The sequence below is a fragment of the Cupriavidus sp. UYPR2.512 genome, from assembly GCF_000379565.1.
Taxonomy (GTDB): domain Bacteria; phylum Pseudomonadota; class Gammaproteobacteria; order Burkholderiales; family Burkholderiaceae; genus Cupriavidus.
The window spans coordinates 1-23,727 of sequence record NZ_KB903177.1 but is presented as its reverse complement, the minus strand read 5'-3'; the positions used below and the strand labels follow the sequence as shown (position 1 = coordinate 23,727).

Annotated in this window: 28 protein-coding genes; 11 read left to right on the top strand and 17 right to left on the bottom strand. The window is 58.7% G+C overall.

Going from position 1 to position 23,727, the window contains the following annotated elements:
- The first annotated feature begins 223 nt into the window (after nucleotides 1-223).
- On the top strand, nucleotides 224-646 hold the full coding sequence (locus A3A5_RS0132015) for a hypothetical protein (protein ID WP_018314531.1): 423 nt from the start codon (nucleotides 224-226) through the stop codon (nucleotides 644-646).
- A gap of 95 nt (nucleotides 647-741) precedes the next feature.
- Here A3A5_RS0132015 and A3A5_RS0132010 read toward each other — a convergent pair whose 3' ends face one another.
- From A3A5_RS0132010 to A3A5_RS39640, 16 genes are all read right to left on the bottom strand, one after another.
- A complete protein-coding gene (locus tag A3A5_RS0132010; RefSeq protein WP_157637356.1) occupies nucleotides 742-1,131 on the bottom strand; it encodes a hypothetical protein in 390 nt (129 codons plus the stop codon).
- Nucleotides 1,132-1,150: 19 nt separating this feature from the next.
- On the bottom strand, nucleotides 1,151-2,026 hold the full coding sequence (locus tag A3A5_RS0132005) for a hypothetical protein (RefSeq protein ID WP_157637355.1): 876 nt from the start codon (nucleotides 2,024-2,026) through the stop codon (nucleotides 1,151-1,153).
- Between the two features lie 54 nt (nucleotides 2,027-2,080).
- Entirely contained in the window at nucleotides 2,081-2,605 is a 525-nt protein-coding gene (locus tag A3A5_RS0132000) for a hypothetical protein (protein ID WP_157637354.1), read from the bottom strand.
- A gap of 157 nt (nucleotides 2,606-2,762) precedes the next feature.
- A complete protein-coding gene (locus tag A3A5_RS0131995; protein ID WP_026201338.1) occupies nucleotides 2,763-3,062 on the bottom strand; it encodes a hypothetical protein in 300 nt (99 codons plus the stop codon).
- A gap of 37 nt (nucleotides 3,063-3,099) precedes the next feature.
- Nucleotides 3,100-3,807, bottom strand: coding sequence for an N-acetylmuramoyl-L-alanine amidase (locus tag A3A5_RS39645; protein ID WP_157637353.1), 708 nt, complete (start codon nucleotides 3,805-3,807; stop codon nucleotides 3,100-3,102).
- 315 nt (nucleotides 3,808-4,122) lie between these two features.
- Nucleotides 4,123-4,623 (bottom strand): hypothetical protein, encoded by a 501-nt coding sequence (locus A3A5_RS0131985; RefSeq protein WP_198293191.1) that lies wholly within the window; start codon nucleotides 4,621-4,623, stop codon nucleotides 4,123-4,125.
- 215 nt (nucleotides 4,624-4,838) lie between these two features.
- Nucleotides 4,839-5,075 carry a hypothetical protein gene (locus A3A5_RS0131980; protein WP_018314524.1) on the bottom strand — a complete coding sequence of 79 codons (237 nt, stop codon included), beginning with the start codon at nucleotides 5,073-5,075 and terminating at the stop codon, nucleotides 4,839-4,841.
- Between the two features lie 62 nt (nucleotides 5,076-5,137).
- Nucleotides 5,138-5,527, bottom strand: coding sequence for a hypothetical protein (locus A3A5_RS0131975; RefSeq protein WP_018314523.1), 390 nt, complete (start codon nucleotides 5,525-5,527; stop codon nucleotides 5,138-5,140).
- 113 nt (nucleotides 5,528-5,640) lie between these two features.
- On the bottom strand, nucleotides 5,641-5,889 hold the full coding sequence (locus tag A3A5_RS0131970; RefSeq protein WP_018314522.1) for a hypothetical protein: 249 nt from the start codon (nucleotides 5,887-5,889) through the stop codon (nucleotides 5,641-5,643).
- 729 nt (nucleotides 5,890-6,618) lie between these two features.
- Nucleotides 6,619-8,166 carry a hypothetical protein gene (locus tag A3A5_RS0131965; RefSeq protein WP_018314521.1) on the bottom strand — a complete coding sequence of 516 codons (1,548 nt, stop codon included), beginning with the start codon at nucleotides 8,164-8,166 and terminating at the stop codon, nucleotides 6,619-6,621.
- A 586-nt stretch (nucleotides 8,167-8,752) separates the two neighbouring features.
- A complete protein-coding gene (locus A3A5_RS0131955) occupies nucleotides 8,753-9,256 on the bottom strand; it encodes a hypothetical protein (RefSeq protein WP_018314519.1) in 504 nt (167 codons plus the stop codon).
- Entirely contained in the window at nucleotides 9,217-9,945 is a 729-nt protein-coding gene (locus tag A3A5_RS0131950) for a hypothetical protein (protein WP_018314518.1), read from the bottom strand. Before A3A5_RS0131950 ends, A3A5_RS0131955 begins: the two co-directional genes overlap by 40 nt.
- Nucleotides 9,946-9,962: 17 nt before the next feature.
- Nucleotides 9,963-10,715: a hypothetical protein gene (locus tag A3A5_RS0131945; protein WP_018314517.1), complete on the bottom strand. Its 753-nt coding sequence runs from the start codon at nucleotides 10,713-10,715 to the stop codon at nucleotides 9,963-9,965.
- Between the two features lie 92 nt (nucleotides 10,716-10,807).
- On the bottom strand, nucleotides 10,808-12,031 hold the full coding sequence (locus A3A5_RS0131940) for a DUF1173 family protein (RefSeq protein ID WP_018314516.1): 1,224 nt from the start codon (nucleotides 12,029-12,031) through the stop codon (nucleotides 10,808-10,810).
- Between the two features lie 57 nt (nucleotides 12,032-12,088).
- The gene (locus tag A3A5_RS0131935) at nucleotides 12,089-12,535 is read right to left on the bottom strand and encodes a hypothetical protein (RefSeq protein ID WP_018314515.1); all 447 of its coding nucleotides are present in this window, start codon (nucleotides 12,533-12,535) and stop codon (nucleotides 12,089-12,091) included.
- Between the two features lie 172 nt (nucleotides 12,536-12,707).
- Nucleotides 12,708-13,976, bottom strand: coding sequence for a site-specific integrase (locus A3A5_RS39640; RefSeq protein WP_018314514.1), 1,269 nt, complete (start codon nucleotides 13,974-13,976; stop codon nucleotides 12,708-12,710).
- A 1,642-nt stretch (nucleotides 13,977-15,618) separates the two neighbouring features.
- Here A3A5_RS39640 and A3A5_RS0131920 point away from each other — a divergent pair.
- The 9 genes from A3A5_RS0131920 to A3A5_RS0131880 all read left to right on the top strand — a co-directional run bounded on the left by A3A5_RS0131920 (nucleotide 15,619) and on the right by A3A5_RS0131880 (nucleotide 21,437).
- Nucleotides 15,619-16,404: a hypothetical protein gene (locus tag A3A5_RS0131920; RefSeq protein ID WP_018314512.1), complete on the top strand. Its 786-nt coding sequence runs from the start codon at nucleotides 15,619-15,621 to the stop codon at nucleotides 16,402-16,404.
- Between the two features lie 134 nt (nucleotides 16,405-16,538).
- Complete coding sequence (locus tag A3A5_RS0131915; RefSeq protein WP_157637351.1) at nucleotides 16,539-17,048, top strand: hypothetical protein; 510 nt, start codon at nucleotides 16,539-16,541, stop codon at nucleotides 17,046-17,048.
- A 257-nt stretch (nucleotides 17,049-17,305) separates the two neighbouring features.
- Nucleotides 17,306-18,346, top strand: coding sequence for a hypothetical protein (locus A3A5_RS0131910; protein ID WP_018314510.1), 1,041 nt, complete (start codon nucleotides 17,306-17,308; stop codon nucleotides 18,344-18,346).
- A 37-nt stretch (nucleotides 18,347-18,383) separates the two neighbouring features.
- Nucleotides 18,384-18,692 carry a hypothetical protein gene (locus tag A3A5_RS0131905; RefSeq protein WP_157637350.1) on the top strand — a complete coding sequence of 103 codons (309 nt, stop codon included), beginning with the start codon at nucleotides 18,384-18,386 and terminating at the stop codon, nucleotides 18,690-18,692.
- A gap of 63 nt (nucleotides 18,693-18,755) precedes the next feature.
- The gene (locus tag A3A5_RS40415) at nucleotides 18,756-19,271 is read left to right on the top strand and encodes a hypothetical protein (RefSeq protein WP_018314508.1); all 516 of its coding nucleotides are present in this window, start codon (nucleotides 18,756-18,758) and stop codon (nucleotides 19,269-19,271) included.
- A gap of 77 nt (nucleotides 19,272-19,348) precedes the next feature.
- Nucleotides 19,349-19,909 (top strand): FlhC family transcriptional regulator, encoded by a 561-nt coding sequence (locus A3A5_RS0131895; protein WP_018314507.1) that lies wholly within the window; start codon nucleotides 19,349-19,351, stop codon nucleotides 19,907-19,909.
- Nucleotides 19,910-20,027: 118 nt separating this feature from the next.
- A complete protein-coding gene (locus tag A3A5_RS43750) occupies nucleotides 20,028-20,672 on the top strand; it encodes a hypothetical protein (RefSeq protein WP_157637349.1) in 645 nt (214 codons plus the stop codon).
- On the top strand, nucleotides 20,650-20,955 hold the full coding sequence (locus tag A3A5_RS0131885) for a hypothetical protein (protein ID WP_018314505.1): 306 nt from the start codon (nucleotides 20,650-20,652) through the stop codon (nucleotides 20,953-20,955). Before A3A5_RS43750 ends, A3A5_RS0131885 begins: the two co-directional genes overlap by 23 nt.
- A gap of 236 nt (nucleotides 20,956-21,191) precedes the next feature.
- On the top strand, nucleotides 21,192-21,437 hold the full coding sequence (locus A3A5_RS0131880) for a hypothetical protein (RefSeq protein ID WP_018314504.1): 246 nt from the start codon (nucleotides 21,192-21,194) through the stop codon (nucleotides 21,435-21,437).
- Nucleotides 21,438-21,480: 43 nt separating this feature from the next.
- On the opposite strand, the gene A3A5_RS0131875 is transcribed toward A3A5_RS0131880, so the two are convergent.
- Nucleotides 21,481-21,939 carry a lytic transglycosylase domain-containing protein gene (locus tag A3A5_RS0131875; RefSeq protein ID WP_018314503.1) on the bottom strand — a complete coding sequence of 153 codons (459 nt, stop codon included), beginning with the start codon at nucleotides 21,937-21,939 and terminating at the stop codon, nucleotides 21,481-21,483.
- 614 nt (nucleotides 21,940-22,553) lie between these two features.
- Between A3A5_RS0131875 and A3A5_RS0131870 the strand changes: the two genes are divergently transcribed.
- Nucleotides 22,554-23,576, top strand: a complete 1,023-nt coding sequence (locus A3A5_RS0131870; RefSeq protein WP_018314502.1) for a CAP domain-containing protein — start codon at nucleotides 22,554-22,556, stop codon at nucleotides 23,574-23,576.
- Nucleotides 23,577-23,727 lie beyond the last annotated feature (151 nt).

The following is a 23,727-nucleotide window of genomic DNA, read 5'->3' as shown; positions in this document are numbered from 1 at the left end:
GGATGCTCTGGATGACGGGCAAGATCGTGAAAGACCTTGGTGTGCAGATATTGGGCAAGTGCAGCGAACAAATCGGACAGGGGCATGAGAGCCAAGCGAAGATCGAGAAGCGATCCTCTATTGGCCGCCGCCCTGCTTGCGCTAAACATCCAGCGCAAGCAGGGCGGCGGCCCCTCGAACCTCGTCACCTGTCAAGCGTTCTCGGCGCCAATTGCGATTTTATTTGGCGGCTTATCTTGGGTGGATTGCGTCGGCGCCGGCCATCCAGGCACAAAACGCCGTGCCCACGCCGGCGAACCCTCAGGATCGCATGCTCGCGCTAGGCAGATTGCCGCCTGGCCAGATGAACCCGACTGAGGAGGCATACGCCGCTCAGCTCGAACTGGAAAAGCATGCTGGCCTGATCACCTGGTATGCATTCGAGCCCATCAAATTGCGGCTCGGCAAGAACACTTTCTATACGCCGGATTTCGGAGTACGCCTCGTGAGCGGCGAGCTCGAGTTTCGGGAGGTCAAAGGATTCTGGCGGGACGATGCCCGTGTGAAGATCAAGAACGCCGCCTACCTTTACCCGATCTTCCGCTTCGTCGCTGTGACGAAGCAGAAGAAGCCCGAGGGTGGGGGCTGGCGGCGCGAGGAATTCTAGGCAGGCCTGGCACGCGAGCGTACCAATTTCTGCGAGGGCAGTCGCTGCGTTACTTTCGCCTTGCTGCGTCGCGCCCCGGCGATCGTATTGACCCCCTATTCGTTTCCACCAGAAAGATGACGCCGTGCCTTCGACAGAGCGAGATAAGGGGTAATCCCTAGAGGTTCTTTCGACGGCGATGCCGCCAGCGGTACGCCGTTCTGCAGCTCGGCGGTGTCAACACCACCATGAGTCGGGTGCTCCTCGGGAATGTAATCAGCGATCGCTTTCAGCGTGTCCTGCAGCCGGTCATCAACGCCTGGGGCCCGCATCACCACGAATCCAGAATCGCAATGCTCGCGCCCAGCGTCCATGGCTTCCTCTTCGCTGCAAAACGTTCCCGCCTCGGCCAGCTCGGACGTGTAACCCACGTCGCCGTCTTTCGGGCAAAGGTAGCGGTCGCCACAACGGACTATCCAGCCTCGGTTATCGTTCGTGTGCATCATTCTCCTTTCGTTTTTGCTGCTACGTCTGTGACCAGGCATTCGCCTCCGCATCGGCATCGCTTGCAGCTGCGATGCGGTGGAGCATCGAGTCCGCAGCCGCTGTATCGCCACCCTTGATCAGGTCGGGAAACAACGCCGGTTTATACCTAACCTGCATCTGTAGGTCCCCGTCCGCTGTGAAGTGGGGGTCGACGATATCCACATTCGACAAAAAAGCAAACAGGCCTTCATCCAGCGTCCAGAACCGGACCCTGACCGGGCGCGGCAACATGCGGACTACGGCCCTGACCATACCTATCCGGGGAATGACATGGAGGTCGGTCAGCACGTTGTAGGGGTCCGGCGCTTTCGGCTTGATCACCCCACGCGCGGCATCGCTACCGTATAGGCAGGCGAGAAATAGCATCACGATACCGTCATTGGGAGCGACTCCGCACGACCTAGCAAGCTGAATGAGTTGGCCTTCGACATGCAGACGTTTCTTTTCGGCGACCTTTTGGAGGACGAGCGGCGCCGCCCTAGTAAGGTACTCCGCCCGTTGGTCCCACAAACTCTCTTTCATACCAGTAAACAGGTCAGTCACCAGCTTCTGGAGGCCACGAAGGTGTGCAGCATCGGTGTTGGCGTGCCTGAAGAACTGCGCGACGACGTCGGTTTCCTTCTCTAGGCAGACAGCTTTTTCTGCCGCCCCGTCCTCACGCCCCTTCTCTCCTTCAATGATGGAAAAGAGCGGGCTAATGCTGTTTTCTGGCACGTCAAGTGCACGCAGTGCATCGAGGGCTTTCTGCTTCTTTTCATCCGGCTGGGGTTTGCCGGCAACGGCGTCCTTTATGATCGCGATGGCATTTCGGTCGAGCAATAGGACGGTTTCAGTCGATACGGATGGAGAGTTCATTACTGGAGCTCAGATCAAAGGTTGCGATGAAGATGGTCTTCGCAAATCAGCTAGTCATGCGGCATTTCCCTGCTCTTTATTCAGGCCTCCAGATCCTCCTCCATGGCCGCCAAGGTCCATGTTACGAAACCCATGCACAGCTTGTAGCGCGCCAAGCCTAGCCGCGGGATCTGTCTCTTGGTCCGCAAGAGCCTCCAAGCGCTCGCTGTAACTTTCACACAGTTCCCGGAATGCTCGCGGCTGCGGGGACCACGCCGTAGAGAACGCCGACCGGCGAGCCATCTCATACAGATGCTTGGCGTCGTTCAGTACAGTGGCCAGGGCGGCAATCTCAGTCACACCTGCGATTTTGAGCTGCGCAACACGTTGCTCAGCATCCCGCGAAAACCCGGCAACTTGACGCTTCTTGAACAGCCACCAACTGATCCGCGGCCACGCCGGAACCGTGAACATCGCGACAAATCCTACCAGCCACTGACCGTTGATCAGCCATATGATGAGCCAAGGCGGCACACCATGCTCTACAAGCCATATCGTTTGAGCGATTGTGCCGCTCGACGAGCCGACGAGGAAGCCCAAGGCCAAAAACAATACCCGCAGCAGACAAGCACTTCTCGCGCCGTGCCTTTGAGCACCGGTCCCACGGCTCAAAAGAGATATTTCGCACCGTGTCTTTCCTCGTGTGTCGCTTGTCCATCTGACCGTCCAAACCCGATGCCATGACTCTTCAGAGTTCTTAGCCGAGGCTACGCTCGAACTGCGTGCTTTGCTTGAGTGCGTCCTCGCACAAGCCGCACTCCATCATGAGCGTTTCTGCACATGCCCATGCGTTCTCGCCAAACTGTGCAACGATCTGCGGCAAATTGTGTGCCCCGTCCGCTAGGGTCTCAATCAGCTTCACCCGCTCCGTCATCCGAGCCTCGCCCGCAGCGCTCAGTTGTGTCAGTTCGCGAATGCGAACAAAGACCTGGCCAGACAGCGCCAGCGCGCGCTGTTTGAGAGCTTCATGCGGATCATCACGAAATTGTGTGTTCATTCCTGGGTCATTGAGTGGCGGATATAGCATCACAGGCTTACCAGTAGTTTCCATTAATTGAGGGTCGGGACCCCAAGACGCCGGTGCGCAGGCACTGCGTTACGCCAGCGGCGATTGCAGACGCAATCAGCTTTCGATTCAGGGCGTCAGAAATCATCCGCTCCTCCATCGGGTTCACGATGATAGCGGCCTCTACAAGCACTGCGGGCTGCGTTGCCGTCTTGAGCACGATCAGATCATCAAACCAGTAGACACCGCGCCTGGCGTCAGCCAGTGGCCGGTTCTCGCCCTTGATCGGCTCCGCGTGATGCAGCGAAGGAGTACGCCCGATCGCCAGCATGCGGTCAGCGATCGCTGTGGAACACCTCAGGCTAGTATCGGGGTCGAAATTTTTGCGGGATGCAAAAACACCAAACCCGGTGAAATGGTCTGCGACTGGCAAGTACTGGCGCTGCACAGAATCGTGGTGGATGGACAAGAGCAAATCGGCTCCCTTGGCGGCTTGGGTGCGGGCCGTCAAAACATCCATCTCGCCATTCAGGCCGATAGCCCGTGTCTTGATGCCAACGCCAGCGAGCTGAGCGATGACATCTTCCGCGAGAGCCCGGTTGTACTCGAACTCCGGCCTTCCGCTAGCACTCGTTGAACCAGGCTTGGCCAACGAATGGCCGACGTCCACGGCAACGACCGTTGCACTCGCGCCCCAACTGACGGCAACGACTGTGCTGGCGAGCCATGCCTGCACGACTCGCTGCCTGACCCTTGACGATCCCCGGTTTAGCATTTGCCGCTTCCTTACTTTCTTCGCCACGGACGGAAAACTTCCATTCTGCTGGCCTTCCCGGTTACGGGGCATAGGGTTTGCCGAGCTAGGTTGCGCGAGCCGCCTCAACGTCCTCGTGCGTCTCACCTATCAACAAGTGCCCTACCCGGTTGGATTTGCCATCGCTGGCGGATCGCCGCTGTTCTGGCATCGCGCCTACGTCGTCTCTCCGGCAGGCGCCATCACTGGAGACGGTACAAGCGCCTGGTGCTTTCCCCCGAGTGGTTCCAGATCCGGCTATCCAGCCGACTTGGCGCGGTGCACAGAGAGCAGATATTTGGTCCCGTCGATGCCAGCCCCCAGATCCACAGCTTCGCCTTCGCGAACAACAACCTGAAACTTCTTCAGTACGATGTTACTGGAGCCTGCCGGAGCGAGTGCGGGCATGCTGGCGCCACTCCGGACCGTAACCGGCATATGTTCTTCGAAACTGCCCGTCACCAAAGCCGTGCCGTCGTCCCCGTAGCGAATCGAATCGATGCGTACTTCGCGAGACTCGGCCCGGCGGCTTTGACCGCGAGCATCGACCGTACTCGACGATGGAATCACGGTTGGCAAATAGTAGGATTGTTCTGCGAGAATGACCGCCGTTTTCCCGTTTTCAACCCAAGCCATATTTGGTTGAGAGGTGCGCCCATCCCGATCCCGAGTCAAGGTAACAGCGCTCAGCTCGTTCGCGCAGGCGACGCCAGATGCAGCTATCGCAGCTACTCCCAACGCCAGGCTGGCGGGGATCACTACGGCCGCCTAGAATGTGCGCCAGATGGCGTAGAAGGTCATTCTCAGATATTTTTGCTTTGTCTGCATGGCTTTCATTTGGGTGCGCAACTCGGCTGAAATCTTAGTTCCTGACGCTATTGAAATGGTCGCGTAGTTTGACTAGCGCCTTCTGCGAACAGACGATCAACAGCCGCACGTTCAGCTTCCGTAACGTTGTCCATCTCCATGGTTTCCTAAACGATCCCGAAGAATTGGTGGTAGGCTGCCTTTGGGTCCTCAGCAGCTAATTCTGCCAATTGCGGCGACAGGGTCTGAAGCACGTTCCACGATTGTGCGACCGCCTTGTGGTGCTCCTTGAAGTACTGCATCGCAACCAGTTGGCCAAGCGCCGCTCTTAATCGCTCATCGGTTAGCACCGGGATTTCCGCTTTCGGAACATATTCGACTCCGTCAATGAGTACGCTTAGCATTGCTTCTCCAATCCGTCTGGCGCCCGCGACACCAGTGATCCTAACGTCCACATTCCCAGGCGTTACGCCTTGCACTTGGACTTATCTATTGGCGCGTACTTCCAGCCTCCGATAAGGGCATGAGCGGCCGGAATACCGATCGGCTCACACATTGCCTTTCTGCCGTCGTCCAGATCGAACCGAATCTGGCTGCAGACGCCAGCGTCCTTGATTCCAGTACCTTTTCCATGGGGATCGACGGTCGATTCAACAACCTGCCCCACTTTGAACGGCACAGAGTGCACTCCGTCAAGAACGACCTCTCCGGATTCGGTTTTGCACGTCCAGCCATAGACGGATTCGGCTTTCGCCTGCGCCGAACCTTTGGCTTTGGAATCAGTTGTATCCGCGAACACATGCGAGGCCGCTGCCACCAACGCAAACGCCACCGCCTCTTTCATCAACTTCCTCATTGGTCTTCCTTGTCTGGCATCAGACCGAAATTCTTCTTCGAGTGGCCACGAACAGAATGTCACATGGGCCTCGCGGCTCTCCAATTTGGTATCGGGGGAGGTTAGTGCGGCTATCAGCGCTGGCCAGTCTTACGAGACTCATCGCCGCCCTTTGCAACAAGCCTGTCCCATGCAACGAAGGCTACGAACGCTGCAAATCCTCCTGCTACGGGCCGGGCCACATCGGGCGCGATGCCGAGCATCTTACAAATACCCATTGCGATAACGCCACCTGCGAGGCCGGCACAGATCTTCACCAGCGGGTGGGCATTGCCAGCTTGTTCCCGGAGTTCGCCTTTGATCCAATTCTTGCTGCGGATCATTTCTTCCTCCAAAAAGCTGTTGCGAAGTTACACATACGGCCTTTTAAGCTTTCCACATTAATCTTCTATTCAGGACAATTCTTTCGTCAACCGGGAAATGCGGATTCTTCTGTGCGGAAATCCTTACAGGATCAACCATGAATACTCATACCCCTTCTTTCCTTCTCGAATTGGAGGGGCGGCATGACGGCGATTGCCCGGAGGGCGATCGCTGTGAATAGTTGTCGGACCGGCGGCTACGTCTTCGGCGTCAATTTGAGCTGAAATGGCGTTGTCACTGAGCCGGAAAGACACCGTCTTGTCCGCTGGTACCTTGAGCTCCTTGTCTCAGTCAGCCAGTGTGGGTATTCTGCTGGGAGAAGCGCGCGACATTCCGGTAAAAGCTACGCTTTTTTGGCGAGCTTTCCAGGAATTTGACACGTCACCATCTGATGCACGCACCCAGCACGGCACGTCGCTGGATCCAGCCTAGCCCGGGATGGGCCGAGTAGGGTCACGCCTTGTGGCCGCGCCCACGATGCGAGCACTACGATTCGGCCTTCGCGAGTAGACATAGTGCGGACAATTCCGAAGCAGGACACCGGACAGGTGCTCTGTGGTCCGCAATGCCAATGCGATGGCTATTTCCACAGACTTGGCATCGCGGTGTCCGTTGTCCTCACCATCCGCAACTTGGTTTCGAAGGGCGCGGCGGGTAACCGCATGCAGTCGCTGAGCGTCGCCTATTGCTTACCTGCGCAAACCCGCCCCAATATCACGCTGACGGAATGTCTCCCTGGCGAACAAGCCGCACCCTCGTGTGCCGGCCAGTCGCGTGCCGATGCCCTCAACGCTGCCACGGCTCGCGTCCCAAGGAGCGATCTTCTGCACTGCGTCAATCATCGCTTCGCGCCATTCTGCCCTGTTGCCGGTAGAGTTCTCGCTGGTTCCGTCTCCAGTCCACAACTTCTCCAGGTGGAATTCCGCATTTTGGATTTCGCTGTCATCGAGGAGGTTAAGGCACACGTCGCGAAGACCTCGGGTGTGATAAAGCGCAGAATCGCCCAGCTCCGCAAAGCGGAGAGGAATGGGGCCACATCGTCCATCCCAGGCCGGACGCTGGTCGTACTCCACAACCATCGCGCGTAACCACGGCATCGTAAATAGCGCGCGGACAAACTGATTCCGGAAAGCGTCCAACTGGCCATAGCCGAAGTAGACAAAGGCTCGCGTCGCTGCCGCGTAGCCTTCCGCTAGGGAGTCCAACGAAGACAATGCCTCCATGGCCTTCCGCGCCTCCCCACTGGCGAGCCAAAGTAGCGCCAGATCGGCGCTCGGATCCTCGGCTGGCCCATGCACGCGCCTTAGCTTCTCTTCGAACTGCGCGGCGCTATAGGCGGCGCCGGCCTCAAAGTGCGCCTCTGCTGCAGTTGAGAGCAGCCAGAGATACGGCAGATTCTCGGTATGCTTCGGTTCGATGTAGCCCGTGTAATCGGGGGGAATCAGCGCTTCTGCGCGTTCGATGTACTCTCCAACGATCTCCACGGCGCGGTCCGGGCTTTCTTCGGCCATCGTGATCTTTGCGAGCGTGACGCCGGCCTCAAGGAACGTCGGGTGCTCGCCCGCCAACCTGCGGATGGCCTTGTCCGCTTCTTCGTACACGGTTTCTACGCCGTCCTTCGCGTACCGGGTGTTCCAGAGATCCTCTTGCCTCCGCAGCTCCCGGCTCAGGTAGTGACATTCGTCTGACCACACAAAGCGACCGGACTCTGTGCCAGATGGCGGGACAACAAATTGATACAGAGGCTCAAGTACCTTTTTGATGTGGCGGGCCGACAGCTCATCCCAGTTGTTGGCTTGCCAAAGCGAGGCAAAGACGCCGTCGAGGAGTCTTACGCTGGCCGTATCCGCCTCTTTCGCTAGGAGCTTGGCGAACTGCACGGTCGCTAGGATCGCCTCATAGTCCGGAGCTTGGCGGCTACTGCCACCAAGCAACAACGGGTGGTAGGGCCGCAATTTCTCCACGGTCGACGGCCGCACTTCGGGCGTCAACGCGTCCTGGATTAGTTGCCGCATGTAGTAGTAGGAGGCGGCGCCGCCGGCTTTGGCCAGCATGTCCAGTGCTACGGTCTTGTGGATGTCCAGAGCGCGGGCGACGCGCTTCGCGACGAGCAAGTGCCGCTCGTCCAGGCGCATTGCGAACTGCTGAGGGTTTGATTCGAGCTCGGCGAGGATAAGCTCAACGCTAGTTTGGGGTGCGGCTGGTTGCGGCCGAGGTCCAGTGGACGGCATTTCCATGATCGATCTCCTGGGAAGACGCTTGGAGAGAATGGCCCGCTCAGCCTCTCACTTCCCATGGTCAATCAAGGAAAAGAGTGAGATGTGTGTTTGCTGCGTCGCTGCTGGTCTGCGTTCCCACTGCGGGCGGGATGGTGCGCGACAGGGCACCGGACGTAACGATAGCAGCACGCCCGGCGGTTTTCAAAACTTGGGGACTGGGGTGAAGCGTTCCTTGACCAGTCGGAGCGAAGAGGCTCGCGCCGGCTCGCCCTGAGCCTGGCGAGTTGTGTGGTTAGGAACGGTTTGAGGGAAGATACTGCGGAAATCAAACGGCGCTTGTGCCGAGATTTTTACGCGACCGGCCGACCTCAGCATGCCGGCGGAGCCGGTGGCACTGGGTCGCAGCAGTACATGGGGAATTCCCTGCCAAGCGTCTTCGAGCTTCATGCCGTCCACGTAAAACCAATCGAAGTCGTCTCCGGGATCTGCTATATGCCAGCCGAGGCCTTTCCCAGGAGGCTGCCCATACCCAAAGAGCCCTTCCTGCAAACCCTTCCTCGCCACCGTCAAACTGGCGCCAGTTCTGCTGCATGATCCTAGTCTCCTATCGGGCTTGCACGCTGCTCTTTGCCACCCGGGCGAGATACGGAGCAATCTCGTCCCGCGTCATGGCCTTCTTTGCGGCAATGGCGCCGGCCAGCTCGCGGACGACGACCTTGTTGGTTGCGAACCGCACCGCCAGTTCTGCCACATGCTGCGCCTTCAGCGTGTTCAGTACCGCTCGATTGTGCGCTTGCTGGGCGTCGCCCACCGGATCCGCATAGAAGACCTCACCGAACCCGGCCGACAGGTAGAAGGTCGCTGCTGTCAGCCACATCTGGTAATCCCCCACCGCGCCGTCGGCACGATCGCCGAGGAGGGCGAACTCGCCTTCGGAGCCGGCTAGGTTCACCAGCATGACCCATCGCAGGTACTTCTCCGTCAGCACCTCCGGCACGTGCTCGTCGGAATGGCGGATGTAGCCGCGATACTCATCCTGGTGGCCAAGCTCCCCCATCACGTTGACGGTCAGCGTAGCCGGCAGATCGGGCAGATCCGCGTACAGCATGAGGTGCGCGGCCTCGTGGATGGCCGGACGGAAAATGTCCTTTTCTGACCTGGAGCAAGTGCGAACATCATTCGCACGACGATGATGCCGGCGCCGGCTGCCAGCGCGGCGTCCGGATTGTCCTTCACCCAGGTCAACACCACAGCCACATCCGCCCCGAAAACACTGACCAATGCCAAACCCATCGAGAGCAGTACGAACCGCTCAATGAGCGTGACCCCAACCGAGGCGGGGCTCTCCGCGGCACCGACGATTCCCCGAAGCGCACCAAGCGCCAGCCCCAGGATGCCAACCAGAGTCGCCGCGTTGTAGACGCCACGCGAACCATCCGGCAACGTCTCGACCGCCGGCGCATAGCGCTGCAGCACTACGACCAGGATGGCACTGGAAATGAGAGTCGAATAGGTGATGACAAAGCGCCCAGCGCCACGCATGAGGCCCTTCGCCGACGCTTCGCGCACCTTGGCGTTCAGCTGGTCCAGCGCCCGAAGCAGCGGCGCTGGCAGACGGCGCCGTTCATACAGATGCACCACTGCCAGGCCTGCCACGGTGAAGCCGGCGACGTACACGATGCAGTCCAGCAGCGACATTCTCGGCCCCGAGAACCATCGAGTCGCCAAGGCGCACAAGCTGCCGGCTGCGACCTGCGCAACTGCCAGCTTGAGAAAGGATTTCGTTTTGGTGTTCAAGGGTTTGATCTCCGCTGTCAGGCGCTCGCGCGCGATTCCTTGGTGGCCACTTTCGGGCACTTGAAGAGGCACAGCCACAGGAGGCTGAAAGGCGAGTAGGCGATCAGGCAAATGAAGAGCGCGAGCAAAGTCTCGCCGGCGGTCCGGAGCTCGACCGACTCCCCCTCCTGAACCTCTCGAATGTCCTGGCGCAGGCGCCTCAGGACCAGCACGTACAGCGCGATAGCGCCCACAACGGCCGTGCAAATTCCGGCGATCAGCCACCACCGCGCCGCATCCACTGCCTGCCGCATCTGATCTGCCTTTTGGATCGGCACCCAGCGATCGCACTTGTCATCGCGCTCAAGCCACTGCGCCGTCGTAATCTCGGTCCGGTCGTTGAGCTTGGACCACATTGCTCCGCTCTCGGTGAGACGCTGCCTGGCGGCATCGATCTGCTCAGGCAGGACTTTGTTGAGATCCACGGCGCACAACATCATCGTGTCGTGAATCCGATGTTCCGATGCCAGGACCATCGCCATGGATGCGCGCTGTAACTCAGTGCGGCTCGCCTCGTAGCCTTGGAACGCGATGGGCAACAAACCCGCGGCCACGACGGCCAGGAGAACAACGGGGTTGAACCGCACCGGCACTCGCTTCACACGGCGGAGGAACCAAAACAACAATGGGTATGAAAAGACGGCGGCGAAAACTGCCGTGGCAGTCAGAATCAGGGACGGGGAGGCGTAGACCATAAAGGACCTTTTCGAACGGATCGACAGATTGCCCATGCTTTGGCCGCATGAACGATCTCCGCCCCTACCCTACTATCCGCGCGAACACCCAGGCCTCCAAAAGTCACCCTTTGCGGGGCCGCTTTTCCCTACGCCGCAGTGCGCATAAGCGCTGGCATTGGACCGCGTGTATCCCATTCGATGACTTGCACGCCACGCGCCTGGTAGCTCTTGATCTTCTCCTCCTTGCGTAGCTCGTAATCCGGATTACCCATCAATCCCCAGACTTCAACCACACACTCGCCGTCCTCGTCCTGTAGCCGGAAGTCTGGAAACTCGGCCTCGCCGTCATAGCGCAGCGGTTTGGTGAACGCCCGGCCGGCATCGACCAGCGCATCAGCCATCTGCATCTCGTAGGACGAATCTGCAGGGATGAAATCGCGGCTCGTGAGCATGAAGGACAGATCGACGCCCTTGAGCGTACCCGTACGCGTGACCTCCACCACCATGATCATGATGATGTGTGCGCCCGGATTGTCGAACTGGGCGGCTGCCGACGGCGCGGATTGCTGCGCGCGTTCGAGAATCGCCTTGTCGACGAAGAACGCATGCATGTGGTGCTTCAGCTTGACCTTGTAACTGTACTTGGAGAGTTCGACCGACTTCAATTCGCCGACGACAAGGCCACGCAGCCGATAGGCACTCTGCCTCTCAAGGCGAGAGCGGAATTTCGCCCACGCTGCCTCGATCGCACCCCGCTCGCTTTCGCGCCAGGCCGGCACACAGTACAGCGCATCCTCCATCGGCTCACCGTTCACCTTCCCGTCCAGGTTGATAAGCTCGCGACGGCAGCGCCACCAGTCACGAGTCCAGCCAGGCCGCCATTCGTTAAGTCCGGCCCGCTCCCACAGCGAATGCAGCATACCGAGCATGCCAACCTTTGCTCGCGTCTTCCCACCGCTCTTGGGTTCTTCGTTGCGCTGGGTCGGCCCCGTCTTCGCCTCGACGCGTACCTTCAAGGGAACATCGGCATGAATGTCTACGGACCCATCCGGCTTCTCGATGATCGCGCCCTTGCCGTATCCAGCCCGACCGGTCTCTGCTTCCGCACGCATGCGAAAAGTACATTTACCGTGATGGGAGAGCGCGTCCTCTGGCCAGACGGCGAGGTGGTAAAGCCCTTCGCGCAACCGGATCTGCAGTCGGCGGCCACCAGGTACGCACAGGCATCTGGCATGTCCATGCGATGCACGGGCCAGCTCAAACCACTTGCGATGGCGCACCGGGTCCTGCAGGATGTCGTCGAGCACAAGGGCCTGCCCGCCCAGATCAATGCGCTGTTCGATGCGATCGCTGCGCGCGATTTTTTCCATCTCTACCCCCGACGGCGGGTTGCGCCAGAAGGCAAACCCGCATACACCTACGTTGGCCTAAGCGAGCTTACGCAGGAGCTCGAGGTAGGTGACGTATCGCTGCGCTTCGCTTTCCGAAATGCTAAAGCGTTGCGCAATCTCGCAAATCTGAATGTCCGGGGTTTTCTGGCGCAATTCGCCAATCCGATGCAGCTTCTCGGGAAAGAGCGCGTCCTCGCTCAGAGTGCTAACAGCGGCGTTCTCGGGAAACTGGCTATCAAGCCACGCAACGAAGCACTGGGCATCCTCAGTGCCTTTAGCCCTCATAAGTGCGCGCGCACCCTCAAGGCTGATCATGTTGACGGAGCCCTCAGCTGGCAGCGGGCACGGCCACACTTCGTCTTCCATGCCGGCGGAGCACACCAGGTCGTCTAGCTCAGCACCTTCTACCATACGCACGATCTTGGCTACATCACCCAGTCGCAAGGCGACAAGAAGCCTGTCTCGAGACATGGAGACAAGCATTTCTTCACCGGCATAGATTCGCCTTTGAACGGGCATGGTCGGAAAAATCAGGTCGGATTGACGAGCAACGGGGCATGGGACGGCCAGACTATACTAGTTTTTTACCGGCTCTCCCAAGGGAAACTATCTTAGCAAATGATAAACTTCTTAAGAACGAAAAAAGGGGGGTATCTTAACCGCCCCGCTTGCCAGAATCCCGTGCACGGGGTTTGAAAAGCACAATTCTGTCGTTAAGCGGCAGGTCCATTTGTCGTACATCTACCGACGCCACACCCTTATGCCTACCCGCCCTCTCGTGGGGTTTACTAGTCTGCACAGCAGGCAGGGGCGATGCCCCGACCTCGCGGGGGCCAGGTCGGGACTTGGCCGATCGGGCCTGGAGTTGCGCGGCACTGACCTCCCGCGGTGGGCGACGAAGGCCCTCGAAGCGACCGTAGTACGAGCTCGTGACGCCCGGCCGGCTATGTCCTAACATTTCGCTCACCTGGCTTAGCGCTTGATCCAGATCCGCTGCCGCCATTTGATCGGCCTTCCCACCCAGCGTCGGCGGCACGAACGGCTTATCCGGATTCGTCATCGCAGCGTTCTCGGCAAATTCGGCACGCAGACCGTGGCCGCTGACGCCGGCGGCGCTCTTCGTTATGCCAATTTCCTCCATGCGGCGCTCGTATTCCTTGAGGTTGTACTCAAGAGTCGCGGGTTTGCTACGTCGCGTGGTCTTCCACCCCATCGCATCACCTTTAGGCATCCGCGCCTTCACGTAGTCCAGCACTTCGCGCTGGTAGCTGTTCGTGATCGGAACATTGCGTGCCCGCCCGCCTTTCGGGCCCGCGTTGGGGTAGACGGCCAGATAAGTCCCGTGATCGCACTTCCACGGCTTGAGCATCAAGATCTCCTTGCGCCGTAGACCAAAGGCCACCGCCAGCCTTAGCATCAGGCCGAATCGCTCATTGAGCGCGTCCGCTTGGGCGATCTTCTGGTCGATATTGATGCCGTTGTCGGTCCACGACTTTGATGCGACCTGGCCAGTCGTGCGCTGAAGCTCTGCTTTCGGAACCTCCGGCAGGTAATCCTGCAGCCCGCGCACCATCCCCTTCTTCCCAATCCAGATTGAGAACTTGCGCAGTACCGAGAGTTCGTTTTGCATCGTGGCCACGGCACGCCCCTGCCAGTGCCAATGGCGTACTAGCGCTTCGATGTGCCGCTCACCGAGATTGCGCGGGTTTTGGAGCTTAAAGCCAAGTCCAACCAGCGTGCCGAAGGCGGCGAAGAGTACCGAAGCGGTCAGTTCTCTAGTTCGATGCGAGGCGACGTTGCCATTCACGCGGACACCGGCATTCCGGTCTATGAGGGTTTGCAGTTCTCTGCGCCAGCCACCAGGGGAATCAGAGCGCCCTTCGGCAGGCGCCTGCGGCGCGTCTTGCACTGCGAGTGTGTACATCCCAGCCTCCAAACAACGCTCATCACACAATGGCCACGCCTCGCCGCGTGCCTTGCGCATTGTGAAATGCGCGCCCGTTCTAACCGGGGTACTACACCTACCGTACCTATCGAGGGGCTTGAGCTAGCCCTTCTTAAAAATGTGCGTTTATGTCGCCGGCTCCCAAACTGCCCTTACCACTCAGCGACACCCCGACGCTCACGCTAATCGGGTCTCCCTCCCTTGTGGGATGGAACTGGCCTTTCAAGCAGGGACCATACTGCACCGTTTCGTCTTGCGACGATTTAGGCCCGGTACTAGCCTCTATCATTCAACTCCCCCATGCCGTACAGCATGCGGGCCGAGCCCTCTATCCGCCGATCTTTCGACCCGACCAGATAGCCCACTCGCCGACGTACTCAGCAAGCAGCAAAAGCCTCTTCTACCGCAGGTCTTCCGACCTTTCGGACTTTTCGTTTGTGTACGTTGTGATCCCCTGTACCGGACGCCATTCCGCACGTGGTAAGGGTTTCGCCCTTCCTCTGTGTCCGATTGTCGTCCGATTTGCCAGGGGTGAAAAAAACGCGCTTGCGCGCGTCTTCGTTTTTCGAGGTGTTCGTCGCCCGACGATTTCACCTGAAAGAGGGGTCAGCGGTAGTGCTACCAACTGACTTCGAGTAGAGCGAATCCGGCGAGGGAATCGCATGCCGCCAACGCGACGCAGGAAACTACCGAGTGGGACGTTTCGCAGTCCCGATGGCCGAAGTAGACCATATCAAGTGCCATGCTGCAAGCGACCGCGCACACATGCAGTACCGCGCGACGGCCACTTCAGCAACCGCTCGAGCACTCTGGTTGACACTGGGTAGCCACACTCTTGCTCCATCAAACTCTACGATCCTCCACAAAACTCCACGTTACTCAACGCTGGTCTATCGATTCTCTACGCTGCTCCACATTGCTCCATAACCGTCTCCTTTTTGCTCTACGTCCCGATATAACCCGCTCTCTGTTACTCAAGGCTGCTCCACATTGGTGGAATTTTCTCTATCCCCAGACTCAATGAAAGACATGTCGTAGCCTCAATCATTCTGATTTTCTCGACCGACCTATGTAATGCTCTGCGAATCAGTTCCCGTAACCACAAAGAGCATCGTGACCGCGCTACATCAGTTCTTGGCCCAAAAACGACAAGAGCGTACCAGGGGCAAACTTGCAGGTCTCGAAACCCAGATCCAAGAACTCAAGGCACTGGGCGCGAGTTACAGGGAAATCGCTGAGTATCTATATCAAGAGCACGGCCTCACCGTGACTCCCAGTGGTCTACAGAAAAACCTAAAGAGCCTCGAAGCAAAACGGTCCCCTAATGCTGCGGTCGAGCCGAGTGCGCCTGATCCGTCCCCGCCCGCCCAACCGCCAGCCCCGCTGCCCCCCCCCCCTGCGCTTTCGCTACCCGACGGGAATGCATCGGCTCCGCGCGAGACTTTCGAAGAGAACCGCCAAGGTGAGGGCACCAAAATTCAGAATAAGGGCGAGTCGCCCACTGAGGACGTCGTAGCCGCGTATCGCCTCGCTTCCCCAGAGCATCAGGAGCTGATGGCAACCTACAGGCAACGCAAAAACCAAGCCCAAACATGATCGGCCACGAGCGAAAGGAACATTCATGCCGCTGAAGATCCTCGTTATCCATTCGACCAGCATGGTCGGCAAGAGCACCACCGTCGCATCCCTACTGCATCCACGACTCAAATCACCGCGCGTCTTCTCAGTCGAGAAGCAGAACCAGGATGCAGGCCGCTTCGGCATCGACGTCGTTCGCTATCGCGCACCTGACTTTAAGAAGCTGATCGAGGACATCATCTTCGAACCCAGAGATCTGATCGTCGACGTCGGCGCGTCGCAGTACGCTGACGTCATGAAGGAGTTCGCCCGTCTCCAAGGCGCGATCAACGACTTCGATGTCGTGATTGTGCCGACCACGCCGGACGGCCGCGTACAAGAGGAAACCTTGGGGACGATCGCTACACTCCGCAAAGTTGGGCTCGAACCGGAGAAATTGCGGGTCCTGTTCAACCGCGCCACCCTTGAAGAGGGGGACGACCTGGAACTCCAGTTTGAACCGATCATCGCGTATCTGACCGTCACGCCCGGACTTTCCTTTCACAAAGATCTCGTTGTCCACGAAAACGCAATTCACTCCGACCTTCGCGCGGAGGGGCTGTCGTTCCAGCAGGTCGCAAATGACAGGACCGACTACCGGAAGGCGGTAAACGAAGCCTTGCGCAAAGCTCCGAAAAGCGAAGAAACTTTGCGCCTGGTCCGCCGCCTCAGCATTCAGCGTGCCGTGGCCAGCGCCAAGCTGGTTCTCGATGCCGCGTTTCTCGCTCTACGACTGCCGGCGGCCAACGCTGACGCCCAGCCAACGGCTCAGGTACAAGCGGAGGCGTAACTGTGCTATCTGGTGGACCGCGCGGCGCAGTCGAAGCGCTTTTCGCCCTCCAAGCCGAGGAAGCCAGCGCCCTCCGCGCCGACATGCGAGAGGTGGTTGAGCAGCTCCGCGCGCACCATGCCCGGTACCGGGAGATGGCAGAACTGCGGGCCAGCGCGGATCACATGATTGTCGCAGCCGTCGCGGCCCTCGCCGATAGCGTCAAGGCGCTCGAAGCCCTCGCCTCTCAGGCGAACTCTATGCCTGAGAGAGTACAGGCGGTTCTAAACTCGGCCGACATAACGGAAATTCACAGGAAGCTTGGCGAAGCCTTGACTGTAGATATTTGGGCGCGTCTCGGCGCGCATTCCGATGCCGAAGCCCAGCGCTTCGCCGAGATTGCCAGCCGCCTTGAGCACAACGTACAGGCTGCCGTGCTGACACTCCGAGACGCAAATGCAGGAAAGCCGAGCCTTCCACCAGCCACCGTTGAAGGTACCGTCGCGGAAAGGCTCTGGAAGAAGGCTCGCTACTACTATGTCCACCTGTTGCGCCAAAGCGGAGACTTACAGCCCCTTGCTGTAACGTTCGCCAGCGTCTGTGTCGGTCTGACTGCGATCGCTATTTTGGTCATGCAACTCGCTCGAGCGCCGGTCAGTCACTGATCCTACGCTCTTGTCAGGGTAGGACGTCAAAAGCCACGTAATCGTCTGATTTCGTGGCTTTTTTTCATTCACGCGCCCCACTCATTCTCAGCGAAGCGCCGTACACATGAATGGCAACAAGGCGTTGTAATTCGCCTTGCGTCAAATGTGAGGGTCGCCAAGTATTTTTTTGGACTGCGGGGGTGAATCTTTCCTGTCACGCGCCGTACTGCTTGTTCATCGACGGCAAAAGCCCGCACAAAAACTTGGAGTTGCACATGTCCTCCCTGGCAGCAGTCCCGACCATTGATCTCATTCCGACCATGCCGGCCGGTCTCACGCACGAAGCCCAGCAAGAGCTTAGTGCGCTCGCCGTGAGCCTTCGCGGCCATTTCACTATCCTGCAGCAAACGGCAGCGCAAATCGCGCTCATCACCTATCGCCTCATCGAACTCATCGGTGACTCAGGAAAAGCGCAAGCCTACTTTTGCCAGGTCACTGGCAAGGCGCCCAGCACCTTCCGCACCTACCGGAGCATCGGTCGGGTCGTCAGCAAGCATTTCACACATCAGGATGGCTACATCCCGATGCACATCGCTCGCCTCCCTCTCGACGCCTTCCATCTGATTGACGAGAGTACCGACATTCGCGTGATTGAGGCGATCGACGAGCACGCGCAGAACGGACCTTTGACCACAGCTCAAGTCAAGAGCTTGATCGACCAGCAGACCGCAGATCTGCGTGGAGAACTCGAAGCATCGAACGAGCGCATTGTCGATTTGACAGCCTCCGTGGCGGAAGCGCAGGCACAAGCGAAGGACGCTGAGGGCGAGAAGGCGAAGGCAATCGCCGCACACGACAGTATCGTCGTGCAATTACGCGCGCAAGAGCAGGTAACCGAGGACCTCCGTGGCGACCGCACCGCGATCCTAAATGACCTTCGGGAATCCCAAGAGGAAATCGACCGTCTCCGCAAGGCGGAGACTCAAATCCAGTACGTGGACAAACAGGTCGAAGTGTTGCCGAAGGACGTCGAAAGCCTCGAGCAGGTCAGGACCGAACTGGCCGAGGCAACCGCTCGCCATGCACGTCTGACGCAGGAGTTGCAGGAGTTGGAGCGAAGCATCGTCGATGCGCGCGACGCGTCAGATTCCCTCGACGCGCTTGAGAAGGGGGTGACAGGCTTGATCGCCGCATTCCCATCGGCGCTCGTGACCAAAATGCGGGGCTCGAACTCAACGATCACAACGAAGATCGGGGTGATTGTTGACCAACTTCGGGCACTGGCGGACGCGCTGGCGGAAGACCACCAAGCGTAGCCCCTTCTCCCCTACATCCATACAGCCCGAGCAAACAATGAGCCGTACGAACGCACCCGAGTTGTTCCTCCCTACCCTGGCAAAGATGGCCATGGCGGAAGCTAATACCAAGATTCTCGAATGCTACCGCGCCTTCAAGGACCATTCTGACCCGGCCGCCGCCCTCACCTTCGGTCTGTCCACCGAGCAATTCGACATCGCGCGCAAGCTCAGTCATTCGGATATCCGCTGCCTTGCGAACGAAGGCCTGCCGCTATGGACCGCGCGCTTCGAACTGAAGATGAACGATGGCAAGCTCGAGCTCGACCGCGAGCAAGCAATTGCATCTTTGCTAATGACCTTCTAAAGACGGGTATTCGCATTTCGCGGTTGATGAGACGTTTTTTTTCGCTTCACAATAGGAGGCTAAATGTCAGCATCGCTTAAATGGCGTTTTCGGCCACCGTTGTTTGTGCGGGTGAAGCGACACAACTTGAAGTTGGTTCAAGGCATTCCGCGCGGCCTTGGACGCGACTATGTCGATGCGCAACGTCTTGGTCTCATCGATTCGCACATCGCGGCACTGGTCGCGGCAATGAATGTTTCCGACCTGATGCACACAGTAGCGTGTTGCGAGGGTCATGGCGGATGGGGCAGCTTCTCAAGCCCATACGTTGCATTCGAGGCGCCGGTCGAACTCGCCGCAATGTTGCATGAGCGCTTACAGGCAGACGTGATGAAGTCACGCTCGCGCTTGAACTTCTATTGGAGCGTCGAGGGCGGTTTTGGTAGCCATCGGCAGATCGTTTTCAGGCTCTCGATTCCGGGCATCGACCGTTATCGCTGGGTCAACCGCAATCGCTTGGATAGAGATATCTGTGTTGTGCACGAGATGTTGCTCAACGCTATAGCCCAGTTTCGCGGCGCGGCCGATCCAGGCAAATGATGTGTCGCGCAACGCGACATCAACCGGCGAAATTCGGATACCCCTAAAGACCCGAACCCACCCTACTAGGAACAGACATGCTAACCGCTGGAAGCTCACCTACCCTTAACGAGCGAATCGCCCGGACCCTCATTCTCGCCGGAACGAGGCGGCCCGTGGTAAAGAGCATCAGTCGCGTTCCCGATCCCAAGATCGACCAGCTTTACTCCCAGGAAATCGGCAGAAATTCGACGTCGGGCCTTTTGCCGTCGAGCCTCGAGTGGTTCACAAAGACACACCGCATCCAGGTTCACGGAGCGCTTGTACTGCTTGCCTATCATCGCATTTACAAGTCATGTGTCTCCATTCAAGGCATCATGCCGGATAGCATTCCCCGCGTCGCCTTTACTCGCACCCTGACGTGGTATCACGAAATATGCGGTGGACAGGACAAAGCGATCATCAGTGCGCAGCGCCTGTACACGCTGATCCGCACCTTTGCCGACGCTCAGTCCATAAGCCCGCGCGGCAACGAGGCGGCTGAGATTAAGCTGCACCACTGCGCGGCCTGCAAGATCCCATTAATCATCCCGCGTCACTACAGCGAATATCACTGCACCGATCACAAGCCCAAGAGCCGGCGAGGCTCAAAGGCGTAATGCCTAGCGTGGCCGCTTCTGCATACCGAAAAACACACTCTCGCGCGAGACTTACCGCGTCTTGTCTGACTATTCGCTCGCTACCATCCACGTACATCAAAACACGTGGACGAACGCGTTGGAACAGTTGCACAACCAGGCCGCCGGCCTGATGCCCACACGATCTGAACGGAACACGCCTGCAGAGGGGACGCTTGACATCGTCCAGTTGCGGGACCGCGGGTGGACCCGTCAGATGGTTGCACGATTCCTAGGGAACCCTGATGCACGTCGGCCCGCCACCCGCGGTGGGGGTGGTCGACCAGCCGAACTCTATTACATCAGCCGCGTGCGCAATGCCGAACGCTTGGTCGCGTTCTCGGAAGCGCGTCGCACCGCTATCGAGCGATCAGCTTTAGCACGGCGCTCGCAGCAGGAGCGCCGTGCATCGGTGCTTCGCTTTGCCTCCAACGTCGAGCTCCCTCTCCCTAACCAGCCCATCGAACACATCATGCTGGTCGTGCGATCCGTAGAGCGCCCCTCCTCTCAGGCTGATCCCGCCAGCGACCGTAGCCAAGCCGTCCAACTCCTCCTCGGGATGCTCTCGGACTCCAGCGAGCGGCTGAACGTTTTCCAGGGTCAACCCGGTATCCGCGACGCGCGATCCCTGCTTCTGGAGCGGAAGCTCGCACTCATTGCTTCACGCTATCCCGCCTTGGCCGAAAGCTGCGAGAACGTGAAGCTAGAACCGATTCGGGAAAATGAAGCGCTCCACCTCCTTTAAGCTCTGCGACAAGATCCGCCTTGCGGCCGCAACCTTCGTCACGGCGATCGCACAGCTGGTCCCTAACTGGCGATGGAAGATTGACGGAGTAGCCACGGCGACGGTTCTTACCGTCTTGGCTCTCAACAAGACGTCCATCAAGGCGACCGTCGTCGGCCCGTGGATGAACGTCGTCGCGATCTTCTGCCTCGGGCTCGTTCTTCATAGAAATCTCAGAGCCAAGGACAAGGGGAACCGCTCCTTTTCCGGGAAGCCTTCTCGACGCGGTCGGCCTCGAGGCTGACGCCAAGGTTGCTCCAACGAGCTAGTTTGCGTTTGCTACCCACGGCTATATCCTTGCATCAACGGGAGCAACAAGCCCTTCGATCCACAAGGAGCAAGCAATGAGTAAGAACGAAAACCCCGGCAAGTATCCCAGCTACAAGGACATCATCAGCGCCCAGCGACAAGCCAAGGCCGCCCTTTCAGGCCAACGGCGAGTGCTCCCAGGCGGAAGTAAGGGTCGCCAATGCCGGCGTTTTGGTAGCGCTCTTACTGCTCGTCGTCGCGACCATCTCGGCCTATGCTGGCGCGCTATGGCTGACCAACCTGGCTCGCGACACTCTGATCGACATGCTGCCGGGCTCGGCGACCTTCGCAGAACTTATTTGCATGGCCTTGAAGACGCTCGAAACGATCACGGTCACCTGGTCCATGAAGGTCTGCTGGACCTGCGTTCCCTATGTCGTGAGCAAGGTTCGCGAAAGTGAAGATCGAGTTTTTTGACGACCAGCGAGGCCAATGCGACTCAATGGCGCGGTTTAGGGGTCTACTGCGCCTCGACCGCGTATCCGTGCGTGAGTAAGTAGTTCACAACGGACTTTACCTTGGCCGCATACCGATCACGGAAGTACGGTGTGGCCGAGTTGTAGCTTCCGACTGCAGCCCATGTGTTTCCATACTTGTCGATTGAGCGTCGGAGAATCAACGCGCCAGTAAATACGCTTTTGCACCCATCGTAGAGATCGCTCACTCCGACCCCGTAGCGCGCGAGCTCCGGCAGATGGATTGAGTTGATCTGCATCATCCCGTAGTCCACCGAGCCGTTGCGATTCCTGTTTGTCGCGTCCGGGCGACCGCCGCTCTCCACTATCGCAATAGCCCTGAGGATCAGGGGATTGACGCGATGAAAGCTCGCCGCGTCGTGAAAGCAATCTGCGGTGGCCCCGCCAGATAGAGGGAACAGGAAGCAGGCATACAGCCAGCGAAACAGGTAAGGTCTGCGCATCAACTACTGTTCCATAGAAAAGCCCAAAGTTGAGCATTGGATTTATCTGCACTTCGTTGACGTGGCTTGCGCCGCCCGACGTCGCACCGCCACGCCATAAGCAATTTTTGGAATACGTCAAGCCCGCCGACCAGCCTAACGACACGGCCGAGCGAGCAAGCATCGAAAGCTTGACCAGAAAGCGCGACATTGTTCCTACCGGGTGAAGCGTGTGACGGACTCCCTCACCCTCTCTGCCCGCCAGCCGGCTTGAGGCGTTTGCAAACCCGCCAGATACCCTTCCCCCACACGGGAGGAGCATCCGTCCCGCCCCCTGCGCACCTGAGTCTCTATCGCACCTGACGGCAGGACCTTCCCGCCCCCCCCTCTCATTGGGGGTAAAGAAGTCCTCTCTTATTGCCGTTGTCTGACCGGTTCCGGTTCATTTACACTGCCCCCCCTCCGGCTATGCAGTTCTGCTAAACCGGCATGACCAACAATTTCTTCGAACCAGACACCCCGTCATTGCCGAATCTTCTACGGCGTAGGCGATTTGACTTCGGCATTTGGTCGATATGATGGAAATAAGCAATCCAGCCGGATCGCTCAAGTCCAATCACAGGAAAGGGAGAATTATGAAGACGAAGCTCGCACTCTCGGTTGTTTCTGTTGCCACGCTGCTGGCGCTAGCCGCATGCGGTGGTGGCGGTGACGATGGTGGCTCCAAGAACCCAACCACGCCTCCTACTACCCCGACAGCGCCGCAGGACCCGACCTCGGTGCCGCCGGCAACCTCCGCCCCGGCAGCCACCTATCCCAGCGAGGATCAGCGGCTTGCAGCGTATGATGCATTGAACGCCGTCCGCCTAAAATTGGGCGTTGGCGCCCTCAAGCAGGACGCCGTTCTCGACATTGCTGCCGATAAGCACCTCAACTACATGAAGTTGAATGGCCAGCTTACCCATCTGGAGGCCGCTGACAAACCAGGTTTCACAGGCGTGACTCCGTATGACCAAGTCGTCGCAGCTGGTGGCACGAAGGACCAATGGATCGGTCAAGTGGCCTCTGGTGCCGGCGGGATTGATGGTAAGGACTGCGCCAACGGTATGAAGCGCACTGTCTATCATCTGCAAGGGATCACCAGCAATCAGGAGACAGTCGGCATCTCCGTGCGTGACAACTACTGCGTTATCAATTTCGGCATCGTCACTGGAGCTAAGGGCGGCGGCTATGGTCTCGCGCAATGGGGGGGACAGCAGATGGCGACTAATGCCGTCGCGTACTACCCTGCTGACAATGATTCAGTGGTTGGCACTTTTACCCCGGCTTCCGAGTCGCCCAACCCCGCGCCAGATCTGACTTTGGCCGGCCATCCAATCATGTTCCGCGTCCCTGCCCCTGACAGCAACGACATCCTAACCGTGTCCAGTTTTGCGCTGGTGGGACAGGGTGGCGCAACAGTCCCGGCTCGTGTGCTGGTTTCGTCCAAAGCCAAGGCGGGGTCCATGGCAAGCGCCATCGAAGACGCTAATCTCTACGCTGGCGTCGTATTCCTGCTCCCGACACAACCTCTTTCGGCGGGCACTTACACCGCCACGATTGCCGGCGCTCGCAATGGCGTTGCTATCAGCAAGTCCTGGAGCTTTACAGCGTTCTGAGCAACATTTTACCCCTCTAGTCTTACTGTGTCACAAGAGAAGTCGTTTGTTTGGCCTCCGACAGCACGGACACATGGCGAGTCTACCAATCAAGAGAATGCTGAGTTGGTGGCGGATCGTGGTGATTGAATCAGCCACGTGTCGCTGGGCG

Coding starts and splice junctions, on each gene's coding strand:
- A3A5_RS0132010 (WP_157637356.1), bottom strand. CDS start 1,131: ATGATGCACACGAACGATAACCGAGGCTGGATAGTCCGTTGTGGCGAC.
- A3A5_RS0132005 (WP_157637355.1), bottom strand. CDS start 2,026: ATGAACTCTCCATCCGTATCGACTGAAACCGTCCTATTGCTCGACCGA.
- A3A5_RS0131995 (WP_026201338.1), bottom strand. CDS start 3,062: ATGAACACACAATTTCGTGATGATCCGCATGAAGCTCTCAAACAGCGC.
- A3A5_RS0131980 (WP_018314524.1), bottom strand. CDS start 5,075: ATGCTAAGCGTACTCATTGACGGAGTCGAATATGTTCCGAAAGCGGAA.
- A3A5_RS0131975 (WP_018314523.1), bottom strand. CDS start 5,527: ATGAGGAAGTTGATGAAAGAGGCGGTGGCGTTTGCGTTGGTGGCAGCG.
- A3A5_RS0131970 (WP_018314522.1), bottom strand. CDS start 5,889: ATGATCCGCAGCAAGAATTGGATCAAAGGCGAACTCCGGGAACAAGCT.
- A3A5_RS0131965 (WP_018314521.1), bottom strand. CDS start 8,166: ATGGAAATGCCGTCCACTGGACCTCGGCCGCAACCAGCCGCACCCCAA.
- A3A5_RS0131955 (WP_018314519.1), bottom strand. CDS start 9,256: ATGCTGTACGCGGATCTGCCCGATCTGCCGGCTACGCTGACCGTCAAC.
- A3A5_RS0131945 (WP_018314517.1), bottom strand. CDS start 10,715: ATGGGCAATCTGTCGATCCGTTCGAAAAGGTCCTTTATGGTCTACGCC.
- A3A5_RS0131940 (WP_018314516.1), bottom strand. CDS start 12,031: ATGGAAAAAATCGCGCGCAGCGATCGCATCGAACAGCGCATTGATCTG.
- A3A5_RS0131935 (WP_018314515.1), bottom strand. CDS start 12,535: ATGCTTGTCTCCATGTCTCGAGACAGGCTTCTTGTCGCCTTGCGACTG.
- A3A5_RS39640 (WP_018314514.1), bottom strand. CDS start 13,976: ATGTACACACTCGCAGTGCAAGACGCGCCGCAGGCGCCTGCCGAAGGG.
- A3A5_RS0131920 (WP_018314512.1), top strand. CDS start 15,619: ATGCCGCTGAAGATCCTCGTTATCCATTCGACCAGCATGGTCGGCAAG.
- A3A5_RS0131915 (WP_157637351.1), top strand. CDS start 16,539: ATGGCAGAACTGCGGGCCAGCGCGGATCACATGATTGTCGCAGCCGTC.
- A3A5_RS0131910 (WP_018314510.1), top strand. CDS start 17,306: ATGTCCTCCCTGGCAGCAGTCCCGACCATTGATCTCATTCCGACCATG.
- A3A5_RS0131905 (WP_157637350.1), top strand. CDS start 18,384: ATGAGCCGTACGAACGCACCCGAGTTGTTCCTCCCTACCCTGGCAAAG.
- A3A5_RS40415 (WP_018314508.1), top strand. CDS start 18,756: ATGTCAGCATCGCTTAAATGGCGTTTTCGGCCACCGTTGTTTGTGCGG.
- A3A5_RS0131895 (WP_018314507.1), top strand. CDS start 19,349: ATGCTAACCGCTGGAAGCTCACCTACCCTTAACGAGCGAATCGCCCGG.
- A3A5_RS0131885 (WP_018314505.1), top strand. CDS start 20,650: ATGAAGCGCTCCACCTCCTTTAAGCTCTGCGACAAGATCCGCCTTGCG.
- A3A5_RS0131875 (WP_018314503.1), bottom strand. CDS start 21,939: ATGCGCAGACCTTACCTGTTTCGCTGGCTGTATGCCTGCTTCCTGTTC.
- A3A5_RS0131870 (WP_018314502.1), top strand. CDS start 22,554: ATGAAGACGAAGCTCGCACTCTCGGTTGTTTCTGTTGCCACGCTGCTG.